Genomic DNA, 26,649 nt, shown 5'->3' with positions numbered 1-26,649 from the left:
TTCACTATCAGCTAAGACTTAAACCAACTTGATGCCGCTGTTTTTCAATGGCACTGTGCGCAAGCGTTTACCTGTTGCCCGATAAAACGCATTGAGTACTGCTGGCGCAGCCACCGCTATCGTTGGCTCACCAACGCCGCCCCACTCTTTGCCACCACCTTGAATGATGATAGTTTCCACTTTTGGCATTTGAGAAAGGCGAATCGAATTAAAGGTGTCAAAGTTCTTCTGAACAACTGCGCCTTTTTCGATCGTGATCTCCTCTTCGAATAAAGCGGATAAGCCATAAACAAACGAGCCAGCAACTTGACGCTCGATTTGCGCTGGATTCACCGCATAACCTGGATCAGTTGCCGCTACGATACGATGAATTTTCACATCAGTACCATTGGTAACTGAGAGTTCGCAAGCGGCAGCAACATAGCTTCCATAAGAATGCATCTGTGCGACACCACGAAAAACTCCAGGCGATGCTGGCTTAGTCCAGCCAATGCCATCTGCCACAGCATTAAGGACAGCTATAGCACGCGGGTAATCCTGCATATGTTGCCTGCGGAACTCTACAGCATCCTTGCCGGTAGCTTCTGCTAACTCATCCATAAATGTTTCTAAGAAGATAGCATTTTGATTAACGTTCACACCACGCCAGAAGCCTGGGGGGACATGAGTATTGCGCATAGCATGGTCAATATTTAAATTCGGGAATTTATAGGTAATGCCATGCTCACCCGTCTCGTCTACACCTTGAAACGCTGCAGGATCTTTGCCCTTATTCGAAGCCACCACTGCTGGACGAACTGCAGCCAGAATGGATTGCCCAGATAAACGCATATTTAAACCGGTCACATTTTTCTTATCATCAATGGATGCAGACATCTTGCACATCATCACTGGGTGATAGTGATCATGCGTCATATCCTCTTCACGAGTCCAAATCAACTTAATGGGTGTACTCGGCATTTGCTTGGCAATATTTACCGCCTGAGTTGTGAAGTCCTGAAAGGCACCACGACGACCAAAGCCTCCACCAAGGTTGACTTTGTAGACATTACATTTTTCAGCAGGCAAACCAGCTGCCGCTATCAAGGCTGCCAATGATGCTTCGCCATCCTGGGTTGGAACCCATGCTTCACACATCTCTGGAGTCCACTTTGCAGTTGCAGTTTGTGGCTCTAAGGTTGCGTGACTCAAAAATGGATAGAAATACGTCGCTTCCATTGTTTTAGAGGCACTAGCAAAAGCAGCTTTTACATCACCGTTAGCGCTTCCAACAAAAGCGTCGTTTGCTGTCAAACCTTCTTCTAGATTTTTCTTGATAGATTCGCTCGAAACGGTAGCATTTACTCCCTCATCCCAAGTAATGTTTACCTGTTCAAGACCAGTTTTAGAATGCCAGAAAGTATCAGCAATAACTGCAACAGCGTTATCGCCGACTTGCACTACTTTCTTAACACCCTTAATGTTCATTGCTTTTGCAGAATCGTAAGTCTTAACCTTGCCGCCAAATACGGGGCACTGTTTGATAGTTGCAACCAACATGCCAGGCATCTTCAAATCAATTGCGTAAACCTGACGGCCCGTTACCTTATCAGCAACACCATCAATACGATTAACCGGCTTGCCAATGAGTGTCCATTCTTTAGGATCCTTCAGTGGAACTTCTTTAGGGACTTCCAGCTGGGATGCGGCAACAGAAACTTTGCCGAAAGTCGTTTTCTTGCCAGACGGTGTGTGTGTAATGACGCCGTTCATGGCAACACACTCAGAGGCCGGTACATTCCATTGATTGGCGGCAGCCTGAACAAGCATCATGCGGGCAGCGGCACCGCCTTTACGAACATATTGCTCAGAGGTACGAATACCACGACTTCCGCCAGTGGAATAGCTACCCCAAGCCGCCTTACGCGCCAAGCTTTCAGCAGGAGATGGATATTCATAGCTTACTTTTTTCCAATCGCACTGCAACTCTTCTGCAACCATCTGTGCCAAACCAGTAATGGTTCCTTGGCCCATTTCTGAGCGAACAATCCTTACAACAACATCATCGTTTGGCTTAACTACAACCCAGATACCGATTTCTGGGGTGGCTAATGGAGTCATAGCGGTTGTGCCAGTACCCATCGCTGCGTGCGCAGCAGACATAAATGAGAGGTCAAAGCCAATTGCTAAGCCAGCGGCAATTGCGCTAGAGCCAATAACAAAGTGGCGGCGGGAAATATTTGTATTTGTAGTCATGTCTTTTCCCTTAAGCCTTGCTAGCCGCATGAATAGCTGCGCGCACTTGCTGGAATGTGCCGCAGCGGCAGATATTAGTAATGGATTCATCAATTTGAGCATCAGTAGGCTTTGGATTGTTTCTGAGCAAAGCTGTTGTTGCCATCACCATGCCAGATTGACAGTAGCCGCACTGAGGTACTTGATTGTCAACCCAAGCTTTTTGTACTTTAGAAAGTTGACCACTTTTCTCTAGGCTTTCAATCGTTTCAATCTTTTTGCCCTCTGCTGCAGCAACCGGAATTGAACAACTACGAATAGCTTGACCTTCAAACAAAACTGTACAAGCACCACACTGGCCAACTCCACAACCGTATTTAGTACCAGTTAAGCCAACTTGCTCACGAATTACCCAAAGCAATGGGGTATCGGGATCTACATCTACCTTGTACTTTTTGCCGTTGACATTCAATTCAGCCATGCGTGCTCTCCTGTAATTACTTGTTTTATTGTTTTAGGGGCATATATACCCCTGCTTTCGGTGTGCTTATCTTAACTAAGAATTAATATATTGCAATGCAACATATATTGGGGGCAAAGGACTAGTGAGCCTGCCAATCAAGGATTAATTCAGAAAATAATTCGGTTGCGTCCGTAATTTTGTCGACGTAGCAAAATTCATCGGTTTGATGAGCCATTTCTGGCTGGCCCGGCCCCAGAATCACGGTAGGTGGATTGCCGATAGCAGGCTTTAATGCTGAGGCATCGGTAAAGTAGGACACAGTCTTTTCAATTGGACGAACCCCATTCACCTTTTCACAAAAATCAAATACGCTTGCCATCCAGGGATCTGTAGCTGGCGTAAAAACACCTTCGATATCGATAATGGTATCTAGGCGAACCGAAGGGCCAAGGACCTTACAGAGACAACCGTATATATGTTTATGGCTTTGCCCTGCAACCGTTCGTATGTCCAGCGTCATTTCTGCTGCATCAGGAACCGAGTTGATATTGATACCCGATTTAGCGGTACCCACATTCAGGGTGCCCTGCCCCATCAACTCATGAACCGGAGTATCAAAAGAAAATTTTTCTAAAGTTAATGCCGCCTTAGCTAACTTATAGAACGCATTGTCTCCACGCTCAGGCATCGAGCCATGTGCTGTGACACCATCGGTGGAGGCTTTTAACCAGTAAGCCCCTTTATGACCTAGCAAAGGTTCATTAGCGGTTGGCTCAGCCACAATAAAGCATCCAGCAGGGCCCAGAAAATCCAATATCTCTTGGTTGGCCGCCAAATGAAATGCGCCCTCGCAGCCCGTCTCTTCTCCTGCAGTAATGATCATGCTCACGCCAGCACCCTGCTTTGCTGAGTCAGCCATTTTCATAGCCGCAACAACAAAAGCAGCTACGCCACTCTTCATATCACTAGAGCCGCGTCCATATAACTTGCCATCTTCAATAATGCCGGCAAAGGGTTCATATTTCCAAGTGCGGGCACCCAAAGGAACAACGTCTACATGCCCAGTAAAGCAGATACTAGGCTTTTGATCGGAACAGGCGCCAATTTTGGCAACTAAACTCATTCGATGTGGAGCAAATTCAACCTTGCGACATTCATAGCCTACAGACTCTAAAAGTTTGGCTAGATATTCACAAACTTGATCTTCATTACCCGGGGGATTAATCGTATTAAAACGAATCAGCTCTTGAGTTAATTTAATTGGATCAGGAATGTTGGTTGTCATCTGTATTTATCCAAAATAAGCTGCTTGTACTTCTGCATTCTCAGCCAATGCTGTGGCGCTTCCCTCAGCCACCACTTGGCCTTTGGTAATAACATATCCGCGATGAGCGATTGCCAAGGTTTGTCGAACATTCTGCTCAACCAATAAGACCGTGGTGCCCATTTGATTGATTTCTTTAATGATCTTAAAGTTTTCTTTGACAAACAAAGGTGACAGACCCAGTGAAGGCTCATCAAATATCAGCAACTCAGGCGAACTCATGAGGCTACGACTAATAGCTAGCATGGCCTGCTCACCACCGGACATAGTCCCCGCTAACTGATTAGAGCGCTCAGCAAGGCGCGGAAATAAATACTTTACATGCTCACGACGCTCTTCAATCACTTTTTTATCGGTTACCAGATAAGCTCCAGCAGATAGATTTTCATCCACTGTCATACGCGGAAACACGCGACGTCCTTCTGGAACACATGCAATCCCTGCTTCAATAATGCGATGTGTTGGCAAATGGGCAATATCTACGCCATTAAAGATGATTTTTCCACGATTAGCCGGGGTCAATCCTAGGACGGATCGAATTAAGGTAGATTTACCGGCGCCATTGGCACCAAGAATGCAGGTAATTTCACCCATCTCGACTTTGATGGAGACGTCTTCCAAAACATCAATGCGATCGTATGCGGTATAGATGTGTTCAATCTCTAATAAGGCCATGATTATTCCTGCCCCAAATAAGCGACTTGTACTTCGCGATTGTTCACGATCTCATCGTAAGTGCCCTCAGCAATTTTCTTGCCATAGTTCAGAACAATACAACGCTCAGTCATCCTTTGAATCAAACCCATTTCATGCTCAATCAAAATAATAGTGAATGGCTTAATCTTGCTGCGAACTTGCAAAATATCATCCATTACTTCAGCGGTCTCATCATGAGTCATACCAGCCGAAGGCTCATCTAAAAGAAGTAAATCGGGCTGACTGATCAAGGCTCTGCAGATTTCAATGCGGCGGCGATCAATCATTGGCAAGCTTGCCACTGGCTCAAATATTTTGTCAGCTAACTTAGGGTTAAACGTAAGGAGCAACTGCCTTACCTGCTCAACCAAACCTTCGTATTCTTGCTTGAATTTCTCTCTTTGAAACAAATTAAAGAAAAGCCCCGTATTTAATCGACGGTTATCGCCAATAGCAATGTTGTCAAAGACAGTCAGCGGTAAAGACAAACGCGAGCGCTGAAAGGTGCGAGTAATTGCATGTAAATACACTTGCTGAGCAGTAGCATCAGTCAAATCCTCACCACGAAATGAAACACTTCCTGAGCTTGCTCGATATAGACCAGTAATCACGTTAAAAAAGGTGGTCTTGCCAGAACCATTGGGGCCCAACAATCCCAATACCTCTCCCTCATTCACATGAAGATCCAATGAATCTAATGCCGTCACACCACCAAAGCGCATGGTGAGTTTTTCTGCGACAAGGATTTGCTTCTTGGTTGATGTCAATGAACTCATTTTTGGCCTCCCGCTTTATTACCCGGGAAATACTCACGAATCCGCCTTGGCAATAAACCATCAGGACGGAATAGCAAGATCAAGATCACCACAATGGCATAGAGCAAGAAACGATATTCTTGAATGAACTGCAGCTTCTCAGGAAGAATCACCACAATGGCTGCCGCAGGAATAATTCCCCATGGGTTACCAATACCACCCAAAATCACAATTGATACCAATATCAAGGAGTCAGCAAAGGTAAAGTTATTAGGGGCAACATAGGCCGTCATCATTCCATAGAGCGCTCCTGCCATACCAGCAATGAAGTTGCCCAATGTAAATGCCACCACCTTCCAGTGCGCAATATTTACACCAAAAGTAGAGGCTGCAATTTCATCGGTACGGACCATATCCATACTGAGGCCAATCCATGAGCGCTCTAAATTGCGGGTGATTCTAAAACTAGCAATTAGCAGAACTAATGCGATCAGGAGGTATGGGATGTAGAAAGAAAACTCAAAACCACCTATGTACAAACCATCTGATAAATTCCAGCCAAAAATAATCAGCGGTGGAATCTTTAGCCCCTGCGGACCACCCAAGGTGTCGTTCACCTCCAAGAAGTTGCGGAACAAGATACCGAAAGCGATGGTGACCAAAGCAGCATAGTGCCCACGTGTTCTCAACACTGGATAGATCAATATGGAACCAATCAGGGCAGAGATACCTGCTGCGATAAATAGAACCAGCAAATGCGGGATCGCTGCGTGGGTTGCCAATATTGCAGCGGTATAACTACCGATACCAAAGAAAGCGGCGCCTGCAAAGTTCACGATACCGACATAACCAAATTGAATGTTTAAGCCAAGGCAAACAATGGAATAGATCAGCACTGTAGCGAGCATCAATAGCGCAAAGTGTGAATTGTGGAACACCAGCATGGTTATGAGTACGCCCGCAATCGATGCATAAGCTGGAAACTGAGGATGCTCTCTTACGGCGATAGCAAGCTTATCCATCAACCCTAATTTTTTACCAACCAAACTGGTTACAAACGCGAGGATTACGAGAGCGCCAACTTCTAACTGGTTTTCAGAGCCCAACAATAGAATGCAATAGACCAAGCAGGCAATGAAGGCAGATATTAATAACTTCATACTTAAACTCGCTCGCTGGATTTTTCAGAAATCAAGCCCGTAGGCTTCAATCCCATGATGATGATAATTACCGCAAAGGCAAAGACGTCTTTGTAAGCGCTTGGAACGCTCGGTATGATGGCCGGCAATAAAACAGCGCCAATCGTTTGGAGTCCCGCAAATAAGAATCCTCCCACAATCGCCCCATAGAAATTTCCCAAGCCGCCCACTACCGCAGCAGAGAAGCCAATCACACCTAGCAATAAACCCATGCTGAAATTGACTTCGTTGTAATACAGACCGTTCATCAAGCCAGCTAGTGCAGCCAAGGCTGAACCCAACATGAATGTAATCAAGACAATTCGATGGAAGTTAATGCCCATAATGCGTGCTGTTTCGCTATCTTGTGCAACCGCACGAATAGCTAAGCCAATCTTGCTTTTGGTGATCAGGCGTTGAACCGCAACAATGATTAAGACTCCAGTAATGAGCAGGATGAGACTATCAGAGCGCAAAGTAAATTCGCCAAGAACAATGCCATCAACTGGCAGCAACTTTGGAAAAGGTTTTGGATTGGATCCATTTGGATAAAACAAACGGACTAATTCACGCAGCGCTAGGCCCAACATCAAGGTTACCAATAAGGTGTTGATTGGGGGCGCTTTCTGCAAAGGCAGGATGAGGTAGCGTGCAATGACTGCACCAAGAAAGGCTGCAACAGCTAGACTCACTACTATTAACACAAGAAGCTGTAGCCAAGGAGAAGTAAAAGTCTCGGCTATACCAATATAGGCGGTGAGGCCAGCAAAGGCCCCAACCATGAGGATGTCGCCGTGAGAAAACTTAATGACATCCAAAACACCGAAGTAAAGGGTAAATCCAACTGCCACGATTGCATAAATTACACCCAACATCAAACCATTGAGCAGGTACTGCAAAAAAATATCAAATGACATGCAAAAATACCCCCTCTACTACGATTTCAATTACTGCCCTAACTTACGCTGCTTCTTAGCATAGAGACTATCTTCCCAGAGAACCCATTTGCCATCTTGCGCAACATACTTAGAGATCAAAGGAACAATGTTTTGACGATGATCATCAAAACTGACTTTGCCAATAATCGTTTCTACGTTTTGGGTGTTATTTAAAAGATCCATGACCTTCTTGCGATTAGGTCCTGCCTTTTCGATTGCAGCCATGATCAAATTAGTAGCGGTATAGGCAAAAGGACCGTAGGCTTCAGGTGCATCTGGATACTTTTGTTGTGAATACTTGGCTATGAACTCAAGACCGCCAGGGAGTTTTTCCCATGGCGCACCCTCGATGAAGGATAAAGAGCCTTCAGATAATTTACCTAAGCCTTCGATGTAAGCATCAGACTTAATTCCAGAAGTTCCTTCAAATACCGCCTTGATACCCAAACGATCCATTTGCGTACGGATGCGAATACCAATTGGTGTGAGACCGCCAAAGTAAACCACTTCAGGATTCAACTGCTTGATTTTGGTTAATTCAGCCGTGAAGTCTTGCTGGTCAGCGGTGACACCAAAGGTGCCCAAGATCTGGCCGCCATTTTTAGTCAGGAACTGAGAGAAATACTTATTGTGACCTTTGCCGTAATCGGTAGTGTCATGAATGATGACCCACTTCTTGTAGCCTAAGCCAGTTAAGAATTTAGCTGCCACTTCATTTTGATTAATCATCGTACCATTAACGCGATGAATCTCTTTATAGTCATTGCCATAAGTGATTTCAGGTAGAACAGCACCCCACACCATCACTGGCAAACCAAACTTGTGATAAACGTCGACAGTACTCATTGCGACTGCTGAACAGTAATGCGTTATACCAGCGATGATGGAGCTATCAGACGCAATTTTCGTAGCGACTTGAACGCCTACGTTTGGCTTGCACTCATCATCAGCGGTAACTAATTCATACTTATATTTAGCATTAGGGTCTTGGTTCTTTAGGCGAACTGCAAGATCAGCAGAATTTCGTCCTCCAATACCATTTGCGGAAACGCCGCCGGTCAATGGTCCAATATAGGCAATCTTGACCGTGTCTTTCGCCGATACAGAAAAAGAAAGGCTGGAACACAAAGCAAGAAGCAAGCCAGATACGAGTGACTTCATGTTGAATCTCCTATTTATTAATATGAACTGCTATTTTCAGACCAGTGTAGCAAGGTTTTGTATACAAGATATTGGCTGGAATCCTCAGGGCATCCCTGAATAGTACAAATCTAACTGAGATAGCCATGGCGCAGCTTCAGAAAACCCCTTCTTTGGTACCTCAGGCACTGAGATGGTTATCCGGGCACTCTATTCACGCAGGCGGTAAGATAGATACATGATTTTTGGTCTTGTACAAATCCTTCTCTTTCAAAGCTTGGGTGAACTTGTTTCTAAGTTCCTTTTGCCCACGCTCCCTGGCCCGGTCATTGGATTAGTTCTCTTGGTGCTGTGGCTTGTTTTGCGCAAAGGAATTAATGCCGACTTAGCTATGGTGGGTGATGGCTTTAGTCAGTACCTTGGACTTCTCTTTGTTCCAGCTGCCGTTGGCGTGGTGCTTTTCTTGCCACAGCTCAAGGCAAATGCATGGGCCATTATTAGCGCCCTCATTGGTAGCGTCATCCTCACTATTGCCTCTAGCGCGTTAGTCGCCCGTTTATTGAGCAAGAAAGAATCTCATGAGTGAAAAGCACTCCATCGTTGAGATTTGGGTCTACTTATCAGGTAGCCCGCTTTTTGCCCTGTTTATTACGCTAGCAGCCTATCAAATTGGGCTCAGCATTTATAAAGCTAGTCATCAGAATCCATTGGCCAATCCAGTGGCAATTGCCATTCTGATTGTGGCAAGTACGATTCAATTTATTGAAATGCCCTACTCAACCTATTTTGAGGGCGCTCAGTTCATTCACTTTTTATTAGGTTCCGCGACAGTATCTTTAGCCATCCCCATCTATAGAGGATTGAGCAGCCTTAAAGGGAGATCACTCCCCTTGATTGCTTCGCTATGTACTGGCGGATTAGTGTCGATCATTAGTGCGGTAGGCATTGCTACCGTGCTTGGCGCAGACTCCAGCATCACTGGTGCTATGTATCCCAAATCAGTCACTGCACCAATTGCTATGGGTATCGCAGAGCGTATTGGTGTGTCGCCCACCCTGACAGCTATCTTTGCAGTGAGCACCGGAATACTAGGCGCTATTTTGGCACCCTTTGTATTGAACGCATTAGGTATGAAAGCTTGGTGGCAAAGAGGTTTTGCTATTGGCATCGGCGCGCATGGTATTGGTACATCACGTGCTTTTAGCATTCACCCAGAAGCGGGCACCTATGCGAGCCTAGCTATGGGAATGAACGGCGTGGTGAGCGCGATTGCTATCCCAGTGATTTATCACCTATTTAATAAGTGATTTAGGAATCTACTTATTTAACCTGCTTATTGAATCTGCATAGCGACATCTATAGCATCACCCAACACGCTACACAGAAATTCAACCTCTTCAGGTTTAGAAATAAATGGAGGTCCAACGGCGATAGCATCGCCCGCTACCCTCACCAACGCACCTCTTTCGATACAGGCTTCCAATACCTTCATCGCACGAAGACCAGGCTTTCCAGGAACAGGGTCAAGCTCAACGGCGCCTGATAAACCAAAGTTACGTATATCCAAAATGCCTGACTGGCCTTTTAGAGCATGAAGTCCGTTTTCTAAAACCGGTTCAAGTGCCCGAGAACGATTAACTAAATCATCAGACTCAAAAATATCCAGTACCGCATGGCCTGTAGCTGCTGGTATTGGATGACCTGAGTAGGTATAGCCATGGAAAAATTCAATCGCTTGCTCTTGCCCACCGTTAGCAATGATGTTGTCATAAATATCGCCACGAACAATCACACCGCCCATGGGTATAACGCCATTAGTAATACCTTTGGCAAACGTAATCATGTCAGGAGTAACGCCGAAACGATCGGCGCCAAAGTTTGCACCTAAGCGACCAAAGCCGGTAATCACCTCATCAAAGATCAGCAAGATACCGTGCTTAGTGCAGATCTCACGAATCTTTTGTAAATAGCCATCTGGCGGAACGATTACTCCGGTCGATCCTTGTACTGGCTCCATGATGACTGCAGCAATCGTATTGGCATCATGAAGAGCAACAATCTTTTCCAACTCTTCTGCCAAATGAGCACCCCACTTTGGCTGCCCTTTTGAGAAAGCCATCTGCGAAAGATTTAACGTATGTGGCAAATGATCTACACCGGGCATCATCATGCTGGCAAACATTTTGCGATTGGCGACCATGCCACCTACGGATATACCGGCAATACCAACACCGTGATAAGCGCGATCTCGACCAATCAGTCGAATACGGGATGCATTGCCCATTACTCGGTGATAACCAATGGCGATCTTCAATGCAGTGTCAACCGCCTCAGAACCAGAGTTGGTGAAAAACACTTTATCTAATCCCTCCGGCGCCATCTTCGCAATTCGACTAGCCAAGCTAAAAGTTGTTTCACTGGCCATCTGAAATGCAGGGCAATAATCCATCGTTTCAAACTGCTTTTGAATCGCTGCACCAATACGTGGATCAGCATGCCCCAATGGTGAGCACCAAAGCCCAGATAGGCCATCAAATAGTTTACGCCCCTGGTCATCAAAGTAGTAAGCTCCCTTAGCTGACTGCATGATCTTCGGGTGGTGCTGAAAGTAGCGGTTAGGCGTAAATGGCAGCCAATAAGCTGACATGTCAATTCCACCTGGTGTTTTATTCATTATTGTCATGTGTCTCTTTGGTTGATCTTTGCAAACAAGATTCTGAATTTCCAATACTATAGTACTCATCTTACATTCGGATCCTTAAATGAACCTTCTTAAATCTTTGCTCCTTAGCGCTCTTGGAGCAGTAGCCCTTAGCAACCTAGCATTAGCAGCTCCAGAAACAGATTGGCCTAAAAAGCCGATTGTTGCGATTGTGTCCTTTCCTGCAGGCGGATCTACCGATATCTTTGCGCGGAGCGTGACGGCACCATTAGCAGAAGCATTGGGACAATCCATTGTTGTAGAGAACAAACCGGGTGCAGGTGGAATGATTGGCTTACAAGCTGGCGCTAAAGCCGCTCCTGATGGTTACACTATCAACATTAGTGCATTGACAAATCAATCGATTTCTTCAGCCCTATTTAAAAATCCACCGGCTGACTTGCAGAAAGATTTTGTTCCAGTAGCATTAATTGGAACAATTCCTCATTTAATTGTGGTGAACCCAAGTGTTCCGGCAAAAAATCTCCCGGAGCTTATTGCATTTATCAAATCTAAAAAGGGTGACTTTAATTACGCATCTCAAGGTAATGGCAGTCTCTCCCACTTAGAGTCCACTTTGTTTATGCAACGTATCGGCGCAACAGGAACCCATGTCCCTTACAAGGGCAGCAGTTTTGCTTTGCCTGATTTGATTGCGGGCAACACCCTGATGATGTTTGATAGTGTGACTGCCTCATTGCCCCATATTCAGAGTGGCAAGCTACGCCCGATTGCGATCGCTGCAGCAGAACGCTCCCCTTTATTGCCCAATGTTCCCACTCTCGGACAAGATGGTATGAAGCAGTTTGATGTGGAAAACTTCTATGCGGTTTATGTTCCCAAGGGAACATCTCCACTAATCATTGCAAAATTAGAAAAGGAAATCCGTAAAATTCTCACGAATCCGGATTTCAAAGCACGTATGGCTGCCCAAGGTATTCATCCTCAGTTTGCAAACTCTGAAAAATTATCTGAAATTACTGCAAGCGAAGCTAGTAAATGGGAGAAGGTAGTAAAGTCAGCGAATGTTAAAGTTGATTAAGTCGTTAAATAGATAAGTCCTTATGTTGATATCCCCTCCTTTTGGTAGTCGCGCCCCTGTTTTAGCTAAAAACACGGTTGCGAGCTCTCAACCACTGGCCACTCAGGCTGGCATTGAAGCTCTTCAGAGTGGCGGCAACGCAGTGGATGCGGCACTTGCAACTGCAATCACGCTCACCGTTGTTGAACCTACGATGAATGGCATAGGCGGAGATGGCTTTGCAATCCTTTGGGATGGTAAGAAAATACATGCCCTAAATGCTTCTGGCCGAGCCCCTGCAGCTTGGAAGCCGGAGTATTTTGCCGGCAAAGAGGCCATGGATTTAATTGGCTGGAATACAGTCACTGTCCCAGGCATGGTTGCTGGTTGGATCGAACTCTCCAGAAAATTTGGCAAGCTGCCCTTCGCGCAATTGTTTAAACGTGCGATCGATTATGCGGAAAATGGTTTTCCCCTTTCTCCGGTTATCGCTCGTCAATGGCGTGAAGCTATTCCAGTTCTGAAAAATCAACCGGGGTTTGCCGAATCTTTTTTAATTGATGGCAAAGCACCTCAAGCAGGACAAATCTGGAAATACCCTGCGCAAGCTAAAACTTTAAAAGAAATCGCTGCTACAGAAGGTGAATCTTTTTATAAGGGTCCGCTTGCACAGAGCATGGTCGATTTTGCGGGGGCTACTGGTGGTTGCTTCACCATGCAAGATTTTGCCGATAACAAGCCCGAGTGGGTAGAGCCTCTTGCTTTTGACTATGGCGATCACACCCTCCTTGAGATACCCCCTAACGGTTCAGGCATCGCTGCGCAAATTGCTTTAGGCATCTTGGAAGCTGCTAATGTAAAACAGTACCCAGCTAATTCTGCACAACGCATTCATTTACAAATTGAAGCCATGCGGATGGCTTTCGCTGATGTCTATGCCTATGTTTCCGATGCACACTCAATGGAAATGCCAGTTACCTCTTTATTGAATAGAGATTACTTAGCAAGTCGCGCAGCTATGATTGATCACAACAAGGCTGGAAGCTATGGTCCTGGCGATCCACACTCAGGGGGCACTGTATATCTTTGCGCTGCCGATGAGTCCGGCATGATGATCTCGTACATTCAATCGAACTTTAAAGGCTTTGGCTCCGGTGTTGTAGCGCCAGGAGGCATTGCTTTTCACAATCGCGGCATGAGTTTTAGGCTTGAAGATGGACACCCTAATCAAGTTGCTCCAGGAAAACGACCTTTCCACACCATTCTTCCAGCTTTCCTTACCAAGTATGGCAAACCCACTATGGCTTTTGGTGTCATGGGCGGCAATATGCAACCGCAAGGTCATATTCAGTTCGTAATGCGCTTTGTGGATGAATATCTCAACCCACAGGCATGCTCCGATGCGCCACGCTGGCGTATCGATGATGTAGGCAAGCTCACAGTGGAAGCGTCCATGCCAGCCAGCGTCATTGAGGGATTAAAGATGCTTGGTCATGAAGTTGCTGTTCAGCCTGCGAATAGCCTAGATTTTGGCAGCGCACAAGCAATCGCAAAACTTAATGAAGATACTGATTCAGCTTTTATCGCTGGCAGCGATCACCGTAGAGATGGATTGGCGGCTGGGTTCTAATAAGAAACTATATTGCAAAAGTCTCTTGCAGCACACTAAGACTGGCGGCTAAGGTTTTGGAATTAACCTTTCCAACTTTCTTGACTAAGCGTGCTTTATCAAAAGCTCTAATTTGATCTATAAGAATTAAACCCTTCTTTCCATCGAACGTAATAGGTACCCGAAAGCCTGCTGACTTACCCTTACTAGTCATGGGAGCAACGATGACAGTGCGCAAACAGTCGTTTAACTCTTGAGGCGAGACCACAATACAAGGGCGTGTTTTTTTAATTTCACTTCCAATTGTTGGGTCGAGATTGATGAGCCAAATTTCCCCACAAGAAACGATGCTCCTTACCAAACCCAATCTCCATCTTCATCGTTAGCAAAATCTCCAAGTAGCAATTTATCCTCACCAAGCTTCGCAAGACTTTGCGCGTCTTGAGCCCAATGTTCTCTAATGGCATTTTTAGGCTTACTTAGAACGATTTTTTCTCCGTCTACCGACATCTCCACAATCTCCCGTATTCCAGATTGCTCAAGAATAATCTTTGGGATGACCACGCCTTTAGAGTTGCCAATAGTTCTAATGGCCACCTGCAGTGGTGCGCTGGTTACAACATTGGATTTATGGTCTTTGTTCATAGTAATAACAATGTAATTACATAAACAGAAGAGCGTCAAATGAGGGGGAATAACCCTATTTAGAAGGCAAACAGTTCATATAGAAACGCTTGATCTCCTGATCGCAGCTCACATCTCTGGGCTCAATGGGTCTTTGTAGAGAAATGCCTTCAATCGTTTTGCAGCGACTTAAAGCTACATAGACCTGCCCTGAGGCAAATGCACCCGATGAGAGATCGACCTTCACCTTATCAAGCGTCTTGCCCTGGCTTTTGTGAATAGTGACGGCCCAAGCCAGCATGAGCGGTATCTGCACATACGTTCCAATGATGCTCGGGGAAATTTTTCCCGACATCATGTCATGATCGTAACGATACGACTCCCACTGATGGCCCGTAACCTCAACTGTATTTGAGTAAGGCCCATTTTGGACCATTACCTTCACCTTATCGGGTAATAACTCTCGCACCACACCGATCGTGCCGTTCACCCAGCGCTTCGGAAATCCTGGATCGGTTGCCGTAAACATAACCTTAGCGCCAACCTTGAGTACCAAGCTATTGGGTGACGGTAGATTACGCTCATCAATATTGAATTTTCCTGTCGACTTGCCTGCGTAGACCTTACTATCGCTAGTGATAGCGCGTAGCCCAGCACCATTAATTTGATCCGCCCTGGCATTGGTAGTCGTTAGAGTAATAGTCTGCTCATCTAGTTCAGTATCTTTTTTGAAGCATTGGGCATTCAGAGTTTCAATGGCTTCGTCTATATCCTGATTAATTCGAATACGGTTGAGCAGGCCTGCGAAGTGCTCATCCTTTTGACGAAAGATCTTTGAGAGCTCAACCATCGTGACATCCTTACGATGCAAGGCCATGGCGCAAAAGAAATAAGGCCCCTCATACCCTCTCTCTGATAAGACCTGCATATCAGCACTAGAAACCACAGGGGGCAACTGAAACAAATCCCCCACGAACATCACCTGAATACCGCCAAAAGGCTGACCTTTTTGGGGGCCGTTTTCACGCAGAAATAAATCCATCGCATCGACTACATCGGCGCGCACCATCGAGATCTCATCAATGATAAGTAAACGAATGTCTTTATAAAGACGCTTATCACGCAATGGCTTGATATCTTCTTCCGGAAAGATTAAGCGAGGCGGCAATCTAAAGAAAGAATGAATCGTCACCCCCTTCACTTGAAGAGCTGCAACGCCTGTGGGGGCCACTACTACAACGTTCCCAGGGATGGCATCTCTCAAATATCCAATTAAGGTTGTTTTACCTGTACCAGCCTTACCGCTAACGAAGATATAAGGATCATGGCGATCAACGGCCTCAATTACCGCTTGGTAATCTGGGGTAATTTCAATTTCGGAGGAATCTGCAGCAGAACTAGTCATCCCCTATTGTTTCACGGCATCGGCGACACACCGAAAACCAATGTAAACCACGGCAATATCACCTGGTTTAGATTCCACATCGCTTTCTTGCTGTCTCTCAGGGCCATACCACCATGAGGCACCTCGAGTGATATATCCGCCATTACGTTCTGTTGATGTCCATTCCCAAACATTTCCACCCATATCAAACAATCCGTTGACGCCAGGCTTTGTTGAACCAGCAATAACGTGCCCAGTACCACGATTCAGGGCGCCAGCCGGTGCGAGCCCCTTGTAGTCACCACAACCACTGAGGCAATGGGATACCGCGGGAGTGCTGCCTCCCGGATATGGGTAACGCTGACCCTTCGTATATCCAGCGGGAGGACTCGCTCTTTGTTCTAAGAAAGCTGCATTAGTCCATTCAGATTCAGTAGGCAAACGTTTGCCGTAATAGCGACAAATCGATTCTGCTTCTGTTTGGTTTAGATGCACTGCTGGCTCAGAATCTTTTGCAGGTACACCGTAGGGGGTCTTCCAGGTCCATCCCGGCTTTTGAACAAAGCCATATTCATACGACAAGCCGCCGCCCTTCTTTTCCGCAGCACTAACAAATCCGGTTGAGGCTGCATAAGCCTTAACATCAGCAATGTTCATCTCTGTTTGATCCCAGATCAAGTTACCGATTTGCAATGTAGGAATAGTTGAGCTTGGTGCGCTTTGACTTGGAGCTGATCTAAGCACTATGAACAAGAGCCCAATACTAATCAATGGAATTAAAAGAATTTTGGGGGTCTCAAATTTTTTCATAAACAATGATCCTCCAATACATCAGGCTTTACTCAGCAAACAATTAACTTGTAAATATAAGGCTTATGAAATATCTTTGAAAACTGATTTGAGTACTTTCTCGCTGAATACCTGAATTGTATTGCGACCGCTAGATTTAGCCTCATACATCGCCATATCAGCATTATTCATCAAATCAGACTCATTAGATCCATGATCGGGATATAAAGCCACTCCAATACTTGCGCTTGTACTTACAGTTATGCCATCAGCCGTCATCGGCATCATGAGAGAGGATCGTATTTTTTCGGCAACCATTAAGGCATTCTTCTCATCACCAACACCCAGCAAGAGCACAATAAACTCATCTCCACCGAGACGGGCTACAGTATCCGTATCTCGTAAACAGGATCGTATTCTTTCGGCAACCTGCATTAGGACTGCATCTCCTACGAGATGGCCGTATACATCATTAATCGTTTTAAGATTATCTAAATCAATAAAAAGAAGCGCCAATTTAGCTTGGTTGCGCTTGCAATTGGCTAGTGAATAAGAGAGGCGGTCGGAGAATAAGGTTCTATTGGGTAATCTGGTAAGGACATCGTGATGCGCACGATATTGGTTCTCAGCATTACGACGATAAGTCCTCAGCAGAAAATAGGTTCCAATGAATAAAATGATGATGCTCAAAATGGTGGCAATTAATCCGCCAGTCGCATTTTTATACCAGTTGGCCAAATACAAAGTCTCGGGGACTACGGCTCCGACAATGAATGGATATCCAGTAACTTTTCTATAGGAAATCATGCGCTCAACCGGAGACGTATTTTGCCGAGTAAAGCCGGTCTTGGATGTAAAGATCACGCCATTACCGTCTGCTGCAGCGCCTAAGGATTGCTCAATCAAGTTATTGGTATTGACACGACCTATCAGATTTTCAACTAGCGGCCATCGAGTTAATAAGGTCTTATCTTGGCGATACAGAGTTATCGCTGCGCCATCGCCCAAGTTGGAGCCTAACCTCTCGTACAACGAGGAAAAGACCTCAACAGAGACGCCCACCAAAATGATACCCAGAAACTCATCGTGCGCACCATTGACGCGCCTAGCCAAATAAAAAACCCACTTACCATTCCCCTTGTTCTGGACGGGAGCGCTGTAGAAGGTCTCAAGATCATTGTGATTTTTCAAGTAGACAAAATAATCACGATCCGCCAGATTAATTTCAGGCGCAGGATAGGAGCGCGAGAAATTCAGGACTTTACCGTCATTAGCCACAAAAGTAGTGACGTCTAAAATAGAATTCGATTTTGTCTTTTCCTCCAACAGCTCAAACTGATTTTTATTTGATGTGAACTTGCGATAGCTTTTCTCATCTTCAATTTTTGCTGCGTAAACCACATCATCAATGCTATTTAAAACAGTATTAGCTGAGAAAATAATCTGCGAAGTGTGCTCGGCTAATATTAATGTCAGGGTGGCGAGTTGATCCGCACGATCGTCGGTTGTATTACGGCGTAACAAATATCCTGAGATTACTGCGTTGATGATAAAGATGACCGCCAGAATAATAGAGGCGCCCAAAATAAGGCTAGAGTTACGTCTAACATTAGAGCTAGGCTCGAAAGTAATCGTCATATCGAGTCTCTATATAGCTCAGAGATCCTCAAGAAATTGTCTTTTTCGAAAATGAAAGCTTCGACAATACGAGGGTCAAAACGAAGACCTTTTAACCTAGCAATCTCCAAGCAAGCCTCTTCATGAGACCACTTCTTTTTATAAACCCGTTCATTGACCAAAGCATCATAGGTGTCAGCCAAGGACATCAGCCTAGCTGGCAAGGGAATTTCTTTGCCTTTTAGCCCCCGCGGATAGCCAGAGCCATCCCAACATTCATGATGACAGCCCGCAATCTGGATTGCAGCATCTAATACATCGGTATCTAAGGCGTCCTTCAGCTTGGCGGCAGTTAAAACATCTTGCCCAAGAGTGGCATGTGTCTTCATCACTTGCCACTCCTCGTCTGTCAACGATCCTGATTTTTTCAAAATGGTATCCGGGATACCAACCTTACCTATGTCATGCAAGGGGGCGGCCTTCACAATATTTTCAATATCCCTTTTAGACAATTCGTTTGCATAAGCACCGCTAGAGCTAAGTCTTTCTGCTAAAGCGCGTACATAATTCTTTGTTCGGAGAATATGGTTACCTGTTTCGTTATCTCGCACCATTGAAAGTACATTTAGACTATTAAGCATCCCATCCTCAATCGCACGTGAGCTACGTCGATATTCATGCCACAGCTTTTCTATGTAGTAATTGGTAATCAGGATGCAGATCGTAGCAATCGCAAGGATTGAGGTTATACGCATTACAAATGCCCAGCCACTCTCGTGGTAAAGCGTGCCAGGATAGTCCACTTCATTAAGTGCTAAAAGTGAGCGAATGATGCGAGCCCCAAGCTGAATAAACTCGACACCAAGCAATACTTTAATTTGATAGGCGTTATCTTTTTTGAGCAACTGACTCAAGGCTACAATCTGCCAAATACAAAAGATAATCAGGACAATGTCCATTAACTGAATACGGTCTTTTGTTTCCCCAAAAAACTGTAAGTAGATATAGATTGCGGAGGCACCGCCAAACAAGGTGCCAGCAGCAACCTTACTCGATCTCTGTAGAGATTCATTCCAGCAACTAAACAATAGGGAAATATTGGCGAGGGCGGCGATCAAAAAGATATTCGCCAAGGCCAAGACAAGCATGCCACCCCATGGAGCAGTGGCAAAGCCCAACATAGAGGCGGCCAGAAAGCTCAAGCCTGCGGGCCAGTAAATTACCCTAAACTGAGAGCGATCGTCATCCTTATTCGCCAAGAATCGGGCCATCAGCCCTACAAGGATGATAAATACAGCAAAGTAAAAGGTTTGATTAGCTAACTGCATGAAATACCAAATAAATTAGGCCAATGACAAGCCATTACTCCATAATGTACCCTATTCCTTAGTAATACAAATCATAATCAATCGCCAGCATATTTTTTCCTAGATTTAATAATCCCATGACTAGGCGTACCCTTCTACGATTTTGGCTCTTGAGTTTTCTTTTTGCGCTCTTCTGTTCGTCGACTGCGTTTGGGACGGATGATTGGACCCAATTTAAATCCGAATTTATGGAGAATGGTCGGGTTATTGATAAAGGCCAAAACGCTATAAGCCATACCGAAGGTCAAGGCATGGCCTTGCTTCTTGCAGTACAAAATAACGACCCTGAAACATTCTCCCAAGTGTGGAGCTGGACACAGCAAAATCTACAAGTGCGCGACGATAAACTGTTTGCCTGGAGCTGGTCTCCGCAGGTAGGCATCAATGATATGAATAACGCCAGTGATGGCGATTTATTTATTGCATGGGCCTTATCGTGTGCCTATACCAAATGGAATGAACCGAGCTATTTATTTAACGCCATCCAAATAAGCCAGTCCATTAGAGCAAAGCTCTTGCGCAAAACTAATAAAGGAACAGTTTTGCTACCTGGTGCAGCGGGTTTTGAAAAACCAGATGGCTTAAAACTCAACCTCTCCTATTGGGTATTTCCGGCGATTGCGGAATTATCTAGATTAGACCCTGCTCCGGAATGGGAAGATCTGCGATTAACCGGCCTAAAGCTGATTCAAGAAGCGAGATTTGGGAAATGGCAATTGCCTCCAGATTGGCTGGTATTAGAGGGTGAGAGGATCGGTCCTACGGATGACGATCGATTTGGGTATGACGCAGTCAGAATCCCCCTGTATTTAATTTGGGGAAAGCAGGCCTCTCTACCCTTCATAAAACCTTTTCAACACTACTGGGGCTCTTATGCCGGCAAAATGCCGCCCGCCTGGATTAATGTTATGACTGGTGAAATGGCAACGTACAATGCATCTGAAGGGTTCCAAAGCATTGCAGCTATGGCGCTTGCTTACCCTGATGTAGAGAAGACTCAACTACCAAGCTTTAATCCATCGCAAGGTTATTACTCATCAATGCTGTCTTTATTTACTAAAATGGCTCTAGAGGATCTGAAAAAGTAATATGGGAATTTGGAATTTCTATTTCCTCATTAAGATTATCCTGTTCTATACAGGCTATATACATTTCCATTTTTTTGTTAATGCTGCCTTTGCGCTATTTCTAATTTTTTCCCATGCTAATCCAACCTTGCTACGAATTCGTAAATGGGTAGCATTGCCTACTGGCATCGCTCTACTTTACTTCGATAGCCCGCTGCCACCGCTTCGCAATATCATTCCCAAAATTAGTCAGTTGCTAGACTTTAGCTACCAGTATTACTTAGAGCTCTTAATCCGAATTTTAGATTGGCGAGTCATAGCCATCTTGCTGGGTCTATATCTTTTTTACTTCCTGCTTTCCAAGAAGTTGAGAATGACAACAATAGCCTCATTAGCCATCTTGAGCACTTTGCTTCCGTTGGGAGCCAAGATGGCACCATTGGCCTATGATGCAGACGGCCAAGTGATTGGTCTACCAAGCGATACAGCACTCACAGAGTCGCTTGATGGCTTCTTTATTGAAGAGGCCTCTCGGACTGCATTCAATCGCTCTCAAAAGGCCAGCGGCGCTCCATTTGATGTACTGGTGATTAATGTCTGCTCGCTGGCTTGGGATGATCTGAGATACATTAAAGAAGATAACAATCCACTTTTCCAACGCTTCCATTATTTATTTACCAACTTTAATTCAGCATCTTCCTACAGTGGCCCTTCAATTATTCGTTTATTACGCGGTAGTCGTGGTCAGCAGGACCAGCGGGATTTATACAAACCTCCTGTCGAAGATTCCTTGCTTTTTAGTAACCTGAATAAAACTGGCTTTCAGGTACAGCTTGCTTTAAATCATGATGGCAAATATGGAGATCTCCTTAAGGAAATCAGAAATGAGGGCGGTATGTCTGCCCCACTATTCGATAACACGCAATCCACCCCTTACCTAAGAGGTTTTGACGGTTCGCAAATTTATGATGACTACTCCGTGCTATCGAATTGGTGGGATGCGCGCATGAAGTCCCCCAATGAACGGGTCGCCCTTTTCTACAATACGATCTCATTGCATGATGGTAATCGTGCGCTGGATGGTGGCAAGCTAGAAAACAGCGTAGAAACCTACTCCCGCAGAGCGCGTAAGTTATTAAGTGATGTTGATCGTTTTTACACCAAGGTAAATAGCTCTGGTCGACAAGTGGTGATTGTTTTCATTCCTGAGCATGGTGCAGCGATCCGCAGAAACAAGAATGAAATTACGGGTATGCGAGAAATCCCAAGTCCAAATGTGACCAATATTCCCGTTGGCATCATGTTCACTGGCAAAGCAGATACACCTATGAAAACCAATGTCATTGAGCAGCCAACAAGCTATCTTGCTGCATCGGATTTGATTTCGAAGTTTGTGGGTAAAGTTCCCTTTGGTGCTGCAGCTGCCTCACCTGAAACCTATTTAAAAAATATCCCTAGTACCCGATTTGTTGCTGAGAACGAAGACTCAGTCATCATGAAGTTTGGTGCTTCTTACTACTTCCGTTCCAACGATATCAACTGGAATGTATTCGAAACGAATAATTAGCACCTTAATTAGGGCTTTGGCTTAGGATTAGGATTAAGGCTACGGTTAGGCTGGGTTTCCGGCCACAGCGCTGGAACATCTAGAGTTTTTTCAGGAATGAGCGTATTGCCAAGTGCATCTAGGTAGACCACCTCCCCATTGACTTGAATGGCAGATTTCTCCTGATCAATCTTCCTTACTATTTCTAGATTAGCCTTGATATCAGGGCTGTGGGGATTTAAGCGATAAGCCCGCTCCAGCAGAATTACTGCAGTGGAGATATCACCATCCTTTAATTCATAGAGCGCTCTTTCATTTAATTCGCCTGGAAGATAGGGATCAAACTCAGGGGCAACATTCGATGGCTGAGCTCTCAGAATTGAGCAAGCGAGCAAACCCATCACGAGAAGCAATATTGGCGATGAGATTCGTTTGTTCATTGTCTACAGTGTATTAAAAGCGAGATGTCGGTATTACTGGTTGGGTTTGCAGTGGCACTGGATTTGGTGAATTGCCATCAAGCATGATCCGGACATACAAGACAAAACTATTTGGAGCATAGTAAGGCGAACGCTCCAACTTCAAGCGGTTACCAACGAAAACGGATGGCGTGACCTGGTACTCCCAAGCAGCCAAAGCAGAATATGCACTACCAGGGCCTGAGCTTGCGGAATACGTAGCGTTGTTTGACTCCGCCTGATATTGAGTATTGGTCGGAAAGTAAGGCGCTGCATCAGTGCGAGACCAATTGGTCGATACCGAACCACTGATAACATAGGAGAAGCGAGCAAAACGCTGAGAATAATTTAAAGGAAGGGTTACAGAGCGATAGCTTTGTGGGCTGTAGTAACCACCCTGCCCATAAGTAAACTCACCAGCATTTCGTTTAAAGCCCCAGAGCATTCCGGTAAGACCGCTCGAGAGTTGGCGATCTGTTTCATTAATAATGCGCCAGTTCAGGCCAGCCATGAATTGATTATCACTATTACTCTGAACATTCGTACCAGTGAGGCTACGCGCTCGATAGTAGGTCCAGCCCCCAAGAGTTCCGCCTTGGTCTAAGCTTAAGCCAATCGTTCCACCAGTTGCGATCATGCCTCCCCAAACGGATCCAGTGACAGGATCACGAGTTCCCGCATAAGAAAGTAAGGTGCTGGTCATGGAGCGACGTGCCAACTCTAACGAGACTCCAACAGGACCTACATCTAACCTCTGCTTGACTCCGCCTATCCAGTTCTGGGTAAGAAAGCCAATGGGTGTTGTGCCAATATCAGCCTTGAAGTTTTGCTTCTCGTATCCGATATTGATAGCGGTACCTGAGGCAGATTGATTTGAGTAGCCAGTTGGGCATTTCCCAGTACCGGCTCCTCCGCCGCAAACAGTGGCCATGGTGCCAAAGGTACTAACTTGATATACATTACCTGCGTCAATAGTGCCAGCATTGATATTGACCTGATCGGCTCGGAAAGTAATGCGCTCATCGGAGCGTATCGGCATCTTCCACTCCAGTGGAATTTCTGTCGCCCGGTAATAAGACTGCCCTGGAGTGCCATTGAGAGATAAATAATCTATAGCTGAATCAAGCCAATTGGAACGCATCTCTATCATGTCGGCCATTTGCCTGTATTGGTATGCACTTCCGGATGAGACAGCTGAGGGCTCCAAAATGGGTGGGTCAATCTGAAACACAGAAACGCCTGATGAACTTGCAGCCGGTTTGAGTGTAGAAAGGCTATGGTAACTAGAGATTGGCACCGGAGATTGAGCAAGCGCACGTTGCTCAATATCGATTGCTTTATCTAGGTAACCTTCTCTCCTTTGAATCTGGCTGTCCAAATACATCATCTTGTAATTATTCGGTGTTACAGAAATGAGCGGTTGTAGCTTTTGTTTAGCCACTTGAATATCGCCACTCTTAATAAACTGACCGATCGCTCTGAGCTCAGCCGTCTCCTGAAGATCTGCGTAATCTTGCTTTTGACCTGGGCTTAATTTTTGACTAGATATCAGGAACATCTCCTTCTGATATGCCTCGGGCTGATCATTATTGAGAAGGTAATTGGCATAACGTAAATGCCATTCAACAGAGAGGTCTGGAGTGCTTTGCTCAATCTTCTCAAAGAGAGCATTAGCTTGTTCTACCTTACCAATCTTTCCCCACATCAGCGCAACCAAGGAAGAAAGGTCGGGATCATTGGATACCTCATTTTCGAGAGCACTTAGCTGAGCAATTGCCTTGGCTTGATTTCCTTGGGCATTTGCTCTGCTTACCTGAGTTAATTGAAGATCTACCCAAACACTTCTTTGGAAACGAGTGATTTTTGGGGTTCGCTCAGGTGTAGGAATGCGCTCTAACACCTTTAGGGCTGGTTGATTTTGATCAAGAGCAGATAAGTACAAGGCATAGGCGTACAAGCCTTCAACACTATTGGGATGGGTTTTGAGGAAAGCGTCGAATAGTGCAATGCCCTCTTTTGGGCGATGTACCTTTGCGTATAAACGCGCTAAATCTAATCGCAACCAAACATCATCTTGATCGAGTGCAATTGCTTGTTGCAAAAGCGTAATGGCTTTTTGAGTATCGCCTGCTTGAAGGGCTTGGCGAATCTCAAAATCCAGTCTTATCTGAGTATATTTTTTCTTATCGCTGATTGATAATTGGGTTTTTGACAGCTGTTGCAACACGGGACTTAATTCATCATCACGCTGCAGGCGATTGAGCACATTGGCATAAGTTAAGCGCAATGATGTTACATCGGAAGAGGGTTTAGCCAATGCACTGCGCATCAGGCTCAGGGCTTCATCAGTTTTATCAGCGCTTAATAAGAACAGTACGTTGGCGTTAATCATTTCCGGATCATTGGGAGCCAGACGCAAGCCCTCCTTCATTACTGCCAAGCCTTTGTTGATAGAGCCTGAGGTCTCATAGATCCCAGCTAGCTGAAATCGTAACCAAGGGTTGGTTGGTTCTAGCTTGAGCGCACTCTGTAGATAAGGAATGGCATCAATAGCACGCCCTTTGTTTACCAAGTCATCTGCCTGCGAACTTAAAATCTTGACTCGCAAATAATCATAGCCTTTACCAGCAGAGCTATTAGCAGATGCCTGTGAATTAATTAAGGCTAATGCCTCATCACCTTTACCTGCTTTAATAAGCAATTGGACTAAACCACGAAGTGCAATACCGTTATCCGCCTCAATATTTAAGGCTTCTCGAAACTGTTTTTCAGCCTCCTTGGTATTACCTCGCTCAGCCTCAATAGTTCCCAATACAGCAATAGCTTCTGCACCTTGTGGCTCAAGATTAATAGCTGCTCGAATTTTCTCCATTGCCAAGGGGTAATTCTTTTTATCCCTTGCATCCTCAGCCTGGTGAATTTGTAACCAGTATTGACTGGTAGATATCAGACTCTTCCACTTGCCGCTATTTTCTGGATTCAGCGCCAAAGCTTTTTGATAGTAAGCAACCGCCTCATCATAGTTACCTTGTCTCATCCGAATAACGCCCATACCACCTAATGCTAAATAATCTTTTGGGCGTTCTTTAAGCGTATCTAGCAGTGGCGCCTCCGCCCCTACGATGTCACCCTTATCCAACAAATCCAAACCAACCTGCCGCCGTTTAAGCAAGGGGTCGCTCGCAATACGTTTACGTTCAGCAAGGACATCCTTCTCCAGAATCCATCTGCCGGTGATTTCTTGATTGTGCGGATCTACTTCTAGATACTTCTGATAGTACGGGAGCAATTCTGGACCAGGCTCTTGCGCATTAAGTACTTCCCGCCAAACTTGAAGAACGCGCTGCTTATCCACTTTGCGAACTTTATAGGTTTCAGCCAAATTCTGGAAAGCCATATCACGGGTTTCCAGATTTGAACCTAATAAGGTATCTAATGCCAAGGTGTATTGCAAGTTTTTGGGGTCAGACTTAACCAACCCCTCCAATCCCGCGCGCGCCTCATTCCAGCCGCCCGGCAAGCTAGCGATAATTTTGAAATAGCCAACTGCCAAATCGCCTGCAGGCGGGCCATTAGGAAACTTCTCCTTGAGAAATGCATTTGCCTCTGCCGACTTGCCACTTTTTTGAAGAATGGTGGCCTGGGTTAGCGCCCTTCTGGCCTCTGCAATCTCTTGTCTACTGAGGGTTGCATCAGAAGCGTAGACAAATTCCACCACCCCAATTGAAGAGATCAGCACAAAACTAAAGCAGAGATGA

At 45.3% G+C, this 26,649-nt stretch carries 23 protein-coding genes; 6 read left to right on the top strand and 17 right to left on the bottom strand.

Annotation, left to right across the window (positions count from 1 at the left end; all coding sequences use genetic code 11):
- Window positions 1-18: 18 nt before the first annotated feature.
- From ICN36_RS08530 to ICN36_RS08495, 8 genes are all read right to left on the bottom strand, one after another.
- The gene (locus tag ICN36_RS08530) at window positions 19-2,235 is read right to left on the bottom strand and encodes a molybdopterin cofactor-binding domain-containing protein (protein ID WP_216227967.1); all 2,217 of its coding nucleotides are present in this window, start codon (window positions 2,233-2,235) and stop codon (window positions 19-21) included.
- A gap of 10 nt (window positions 2,236-2,245) precedes the next feature.
- Window positions 2,246-2,695, bottom strand: coding sequence for a (2Fe-2S)-binding protein (locus ICN36_RS08525; RefSeq protein ID WP_216227966.1), 450 nt, complete (start codon window positions 2,693-2,695; stop codon window positions 2,246-2,248).
- 121 nt (window positions 2,696-2,816) lie between these two features.
- Window positions 2,817-3,962, bottom strand: a complete 1,146-nt coding sequence (locus tag ICN36_RS08520) for a M20 family metallopeptidase (RefSeq protein ID WP_216227965.1) — start codon at window positions 3,960-3,962, stop codon at window positions 2,817-2,819.
- Between the two features lie 6 nt (window positions 3,963-3,968).
- Window positions 3,969-4,676 carry an ABC transporter ATP-binding protein gene (locus ICN36_RS08515; RefSeq protein ID WP_216227964.1) on the bottom strand — a complete coding sequence of 236 codons (708 nt, stop codon included), beginning with the start codon at window positions 4,674-4,676 and terminating at the stop codon, window positions 3,969-3,971.
- 2 nt (window positions 4,677-4,678) lie between these two features.
- Entirely contained in the window at window positions 4,679-5,473 is a 795-nt protein-coding gene (locus ICN36_RS08510; RefSeq protein ID WP_216227963.1) for an ABC transporter ATP-binding protein, read from the bottom strand.
- The gene (locus ICN36_RS08505; protein WP_216227962.1) at window positions 5,470-6,612 is read right to left on the bottom strand and encodes a branched-chain amino acid ABC transporter permease; all 1,143 of its coding nucleotides are present in this window, start codon (window positions 6,610-6,612) and stop codon (window positions 5,470-5,472) included. The genes ICN36_RS08510 and ICN36_RS08505 overlap by 4 nt, the downstream gene beginning before the upstream one ends.
- A gap of 2 nt (window positions 6,613-6,614) precedes the next feature.
- Window positions 6,615-7,547 (bottom strand): branched-chain amino acid ABC transporter permease, encoded by a 933-nt coding sequence (locus ICN36_RS08500; protein WP_216227961.1) that lies wholly within the window; start codon window positions 7,545-7,547, stop codon window positions 6,615-6,617.
- A 30-nt stretch (window positions 7,548-7,577) separates the two neighbouring features.
- Entirely contained in the window at window positions 7,578-8,729 is a 1,152-nt protein-coding gene (locus ICN36_RS08495) for a branched-chain amino acid ABC transporter substrate-binding protein (protein WP_216227960.1), read from the bottom strand.
- Between the two features lie 217 nt (window positions 8,730-8,946).
- Between ICN36_RS08495 and ICN36_RS08490 the strand changes: the two genes are divergently transcribed.
- Complete coding sequence (locus tag ICN36_RS08490) at window positions 8,947-9,294, top strand: CidA/LrgA family protein (RefSeq protein ID WP_216227959.1); 348 nt, start codon at window positions 8,947-8,949, stop codon at window positions 9,292-9,294.
- Window positions 9,287-10,015, top strand: a complete 729-nt coding sequence (locus ICN36_RS08485; RefSeq protein WP_216122561.1) for an LrgB family protein — start codon at window positions 9,287-9,289, stop codon at window positions 10,013-10,015. Before ICN36_RS08490 ends, ICN36_RS08485 begins: the two co-directional genes overlap by 8 nt.
- A gap of 26 nt (window positions 10,016-10,041) precedes the next feature.
- Here the strand turns inward: ICN36_RS08485 and ICN36_RS08480 are convergent, their stop codons facing one another.
- A complete protein-coding gene (locus ICN36_RS08480; protein WP_370623465.1) occupies window positions 10,042-11,382 on the bottom strand; it encodes an aspartate aminotransferase family protein in 1,341 nt (446 codons plus the stop codon).
- Window positions 11,383-11,470: 88 nt separating this feature from the next.
- On the opposite strand from ICN36_RS08480, the gene ICN36_RS08475 reads away from it, so the two are divergent.
- Window positions 11,471-12,451, top strand: coding sequence for a tripartite tricarboxylate transporter substrate binding protein (locus ICN36_RS08475; RefSeq protein WP_216227957.1), 981 nt, complete (start codon window positions 11,471-11,473; stop codon window positions 12,449-12,451).
- A gap of 22 nt (window positions 12,452-12,473) precedes the next feature.
- Window positions 12,474-14,060, top strand: a complete 1,587-nt coding sequence (locus tag ICN36_RS08470; RefSeq protein WP_216227956.1) for a gamma-glutamyltransferase family protein — start codon at window positions 12,474-12,476, stop codon at window positions 14,058-14,060.
- A gap of 7 nt (window positions 14,061-14,067) precedes the next feature.
- Here ICN36_RS08470 and ICN36_RS08465 read toward each other — a convergent pair whose 3' ends face one another.
- From ICN36_RS08465 to ICN36_RS08440, 6 genes are all read right to left on the bottom strand, one after another.
- Window positions 14,068-14,388, bottom strand: a complete 321-nt coding sequence (locus ICN36_RS08465; RefSeq protein WP_216228283.1) for a type II toxin-antitoxin system PemK/MazF family toxin — start codon at window positions 14,386-14,388, stop codon at window positions 14,068-14,070.
- 5 nt (window positions 14,389-14,393) lie between these two features.
- Window positions 14,394-14,684: an AbrB/MazE/SpoVT family DNA-binding domain-containing protein gene (locus tag ICN36_RS08460; protein ID WP_216227955.1), complete on the bottom strand. Its 291-nt coding sequence runs from the start codon at window positions 14,682-14,684 to the stop codon at window positions 14,394-14,396.
- Window positions 14,685-14,739: 55 nt separating this feature from the next.
- A complete protein-coding gene (locus ICN36_RS12095) occupies window positions 14,740-16,068 on the bottom strand; it encodes an ATP-dependent RecD-like DNA helicase (protein WP_216227954.1) in 1,329 nt (442 codons plus the stop codon).
- A gap of 3 nt (window positions 16,069-16,071) precedes the next feature.
- Entirely contained in the window at window positions 16,072-16,857 is a 786-nt protein-coding gene (locus ICN36_RS08450; protein WP_216227953.1) for an SUMF1/EgtB/PvdO family nonheme iron enzyme, read from the bottom strand.
- Window positions 16,858-16,920: 63 nt separating this feature from the next.
- On the bottom strand, window positions 16,921-18,474 hold the full coding sequence (locus ICN36_RS08445) for a sensor domain-containing diguanylate cyclase (protein WP_216227952.1): 1,554 nt from the start codon (window positions 18,472-18,474) through the stop codon (window positions 16,921-16,923).
- Window positions 18,471-19,781 (bottom strand): HD-GYP domain-containing protein, encoded by a 1,311-nt coding sequence (locus ICN36_RS08440; protein WP_216227951.1) that lies wholly within the window; start codon window positions 19,779-19,781, stop codon window positions 18,471-18,473. Before ICN36_RS08440 ends, ICN36_RS08445 begins: the two co-directional genes overlap by 4 nt.
- A gap of 116 nt (window positions 19,782-19,897) precedes the next feature.
- On the opposite strand from ICN36_RS08440, the gene ICN36_RS08435 reads away from it, so the two are divergent.
- Both ICN36_RS08435 and bcsG read left to right on the top strand, forming a co-directional pair.
- Window positions 19,898-20,908, top strand: a complete 1,011-nt coding sequence (locus ICN36_RS08435) for a glycosyl hydrolase family 8 (RefSeq protein ID WP_216227950.1) — start codon at window positions 19,898-19,900, stop codon at window positions 20,906-20,908.
- A gap of 1 nt (window position 20,909) precedes the next feature.
- Window positions 20,910-22,454, top strand: a complete 1,545-nt coding sequence (gene bcsG, locus ICN36_RS08430) for a cellulose biosynthesis protein BcsG (RefSeq protein WP_216227949.1) — start codon at window positions 20,910-20,912, stop codon at window positions 22,452-22,454.
- Window positions 22,455-22,462: 8 nt separating this feature from the next.
- On the opposite strand, the gene ICN36_RS08425 is transcribed toward bcsG, so the two are convergent.
- Entirely contained in the window at window positions 22,463-22,873 is a 411-nt protein-coding gene (locus tag ICN36_RS08425) for a tetratricopeptide repeat protein (RefSeq protein ID WP_216227948.1), read from the bottom strand.
- Between the two features lie 13 nt (window positions 22,874-22,886).
- Window positions 22,887-26,630: a cellulose synthase subunit BcsC-related outer membrane protein gene (locus tag ICN36_RS08420; RefSeq protein ID WP_216227947.1), complete on the bottom strand. Its 3,744-nt coding sequence runs from the start codon at window positions 26,628-26,630 to the stop codon at window positions 22,887-22,889.
- Window positions 26,631-26,649: the final 19 nt, after the last annotated feature.

Source organism: Polynucleobacter sp. UK-Gri1-W3 (assembly GCF_018881595.1).
Lineage (GTDB): Bacteria > Pseudomonadota > Gammaproteobacteria > Burkholderiales > Burkholderiaceae > Polynucleobacter.
Note: the sequence above shows the minus strand (reverse complement) of the source record. Positions and strands in the feature narration are given on the sequence as shown.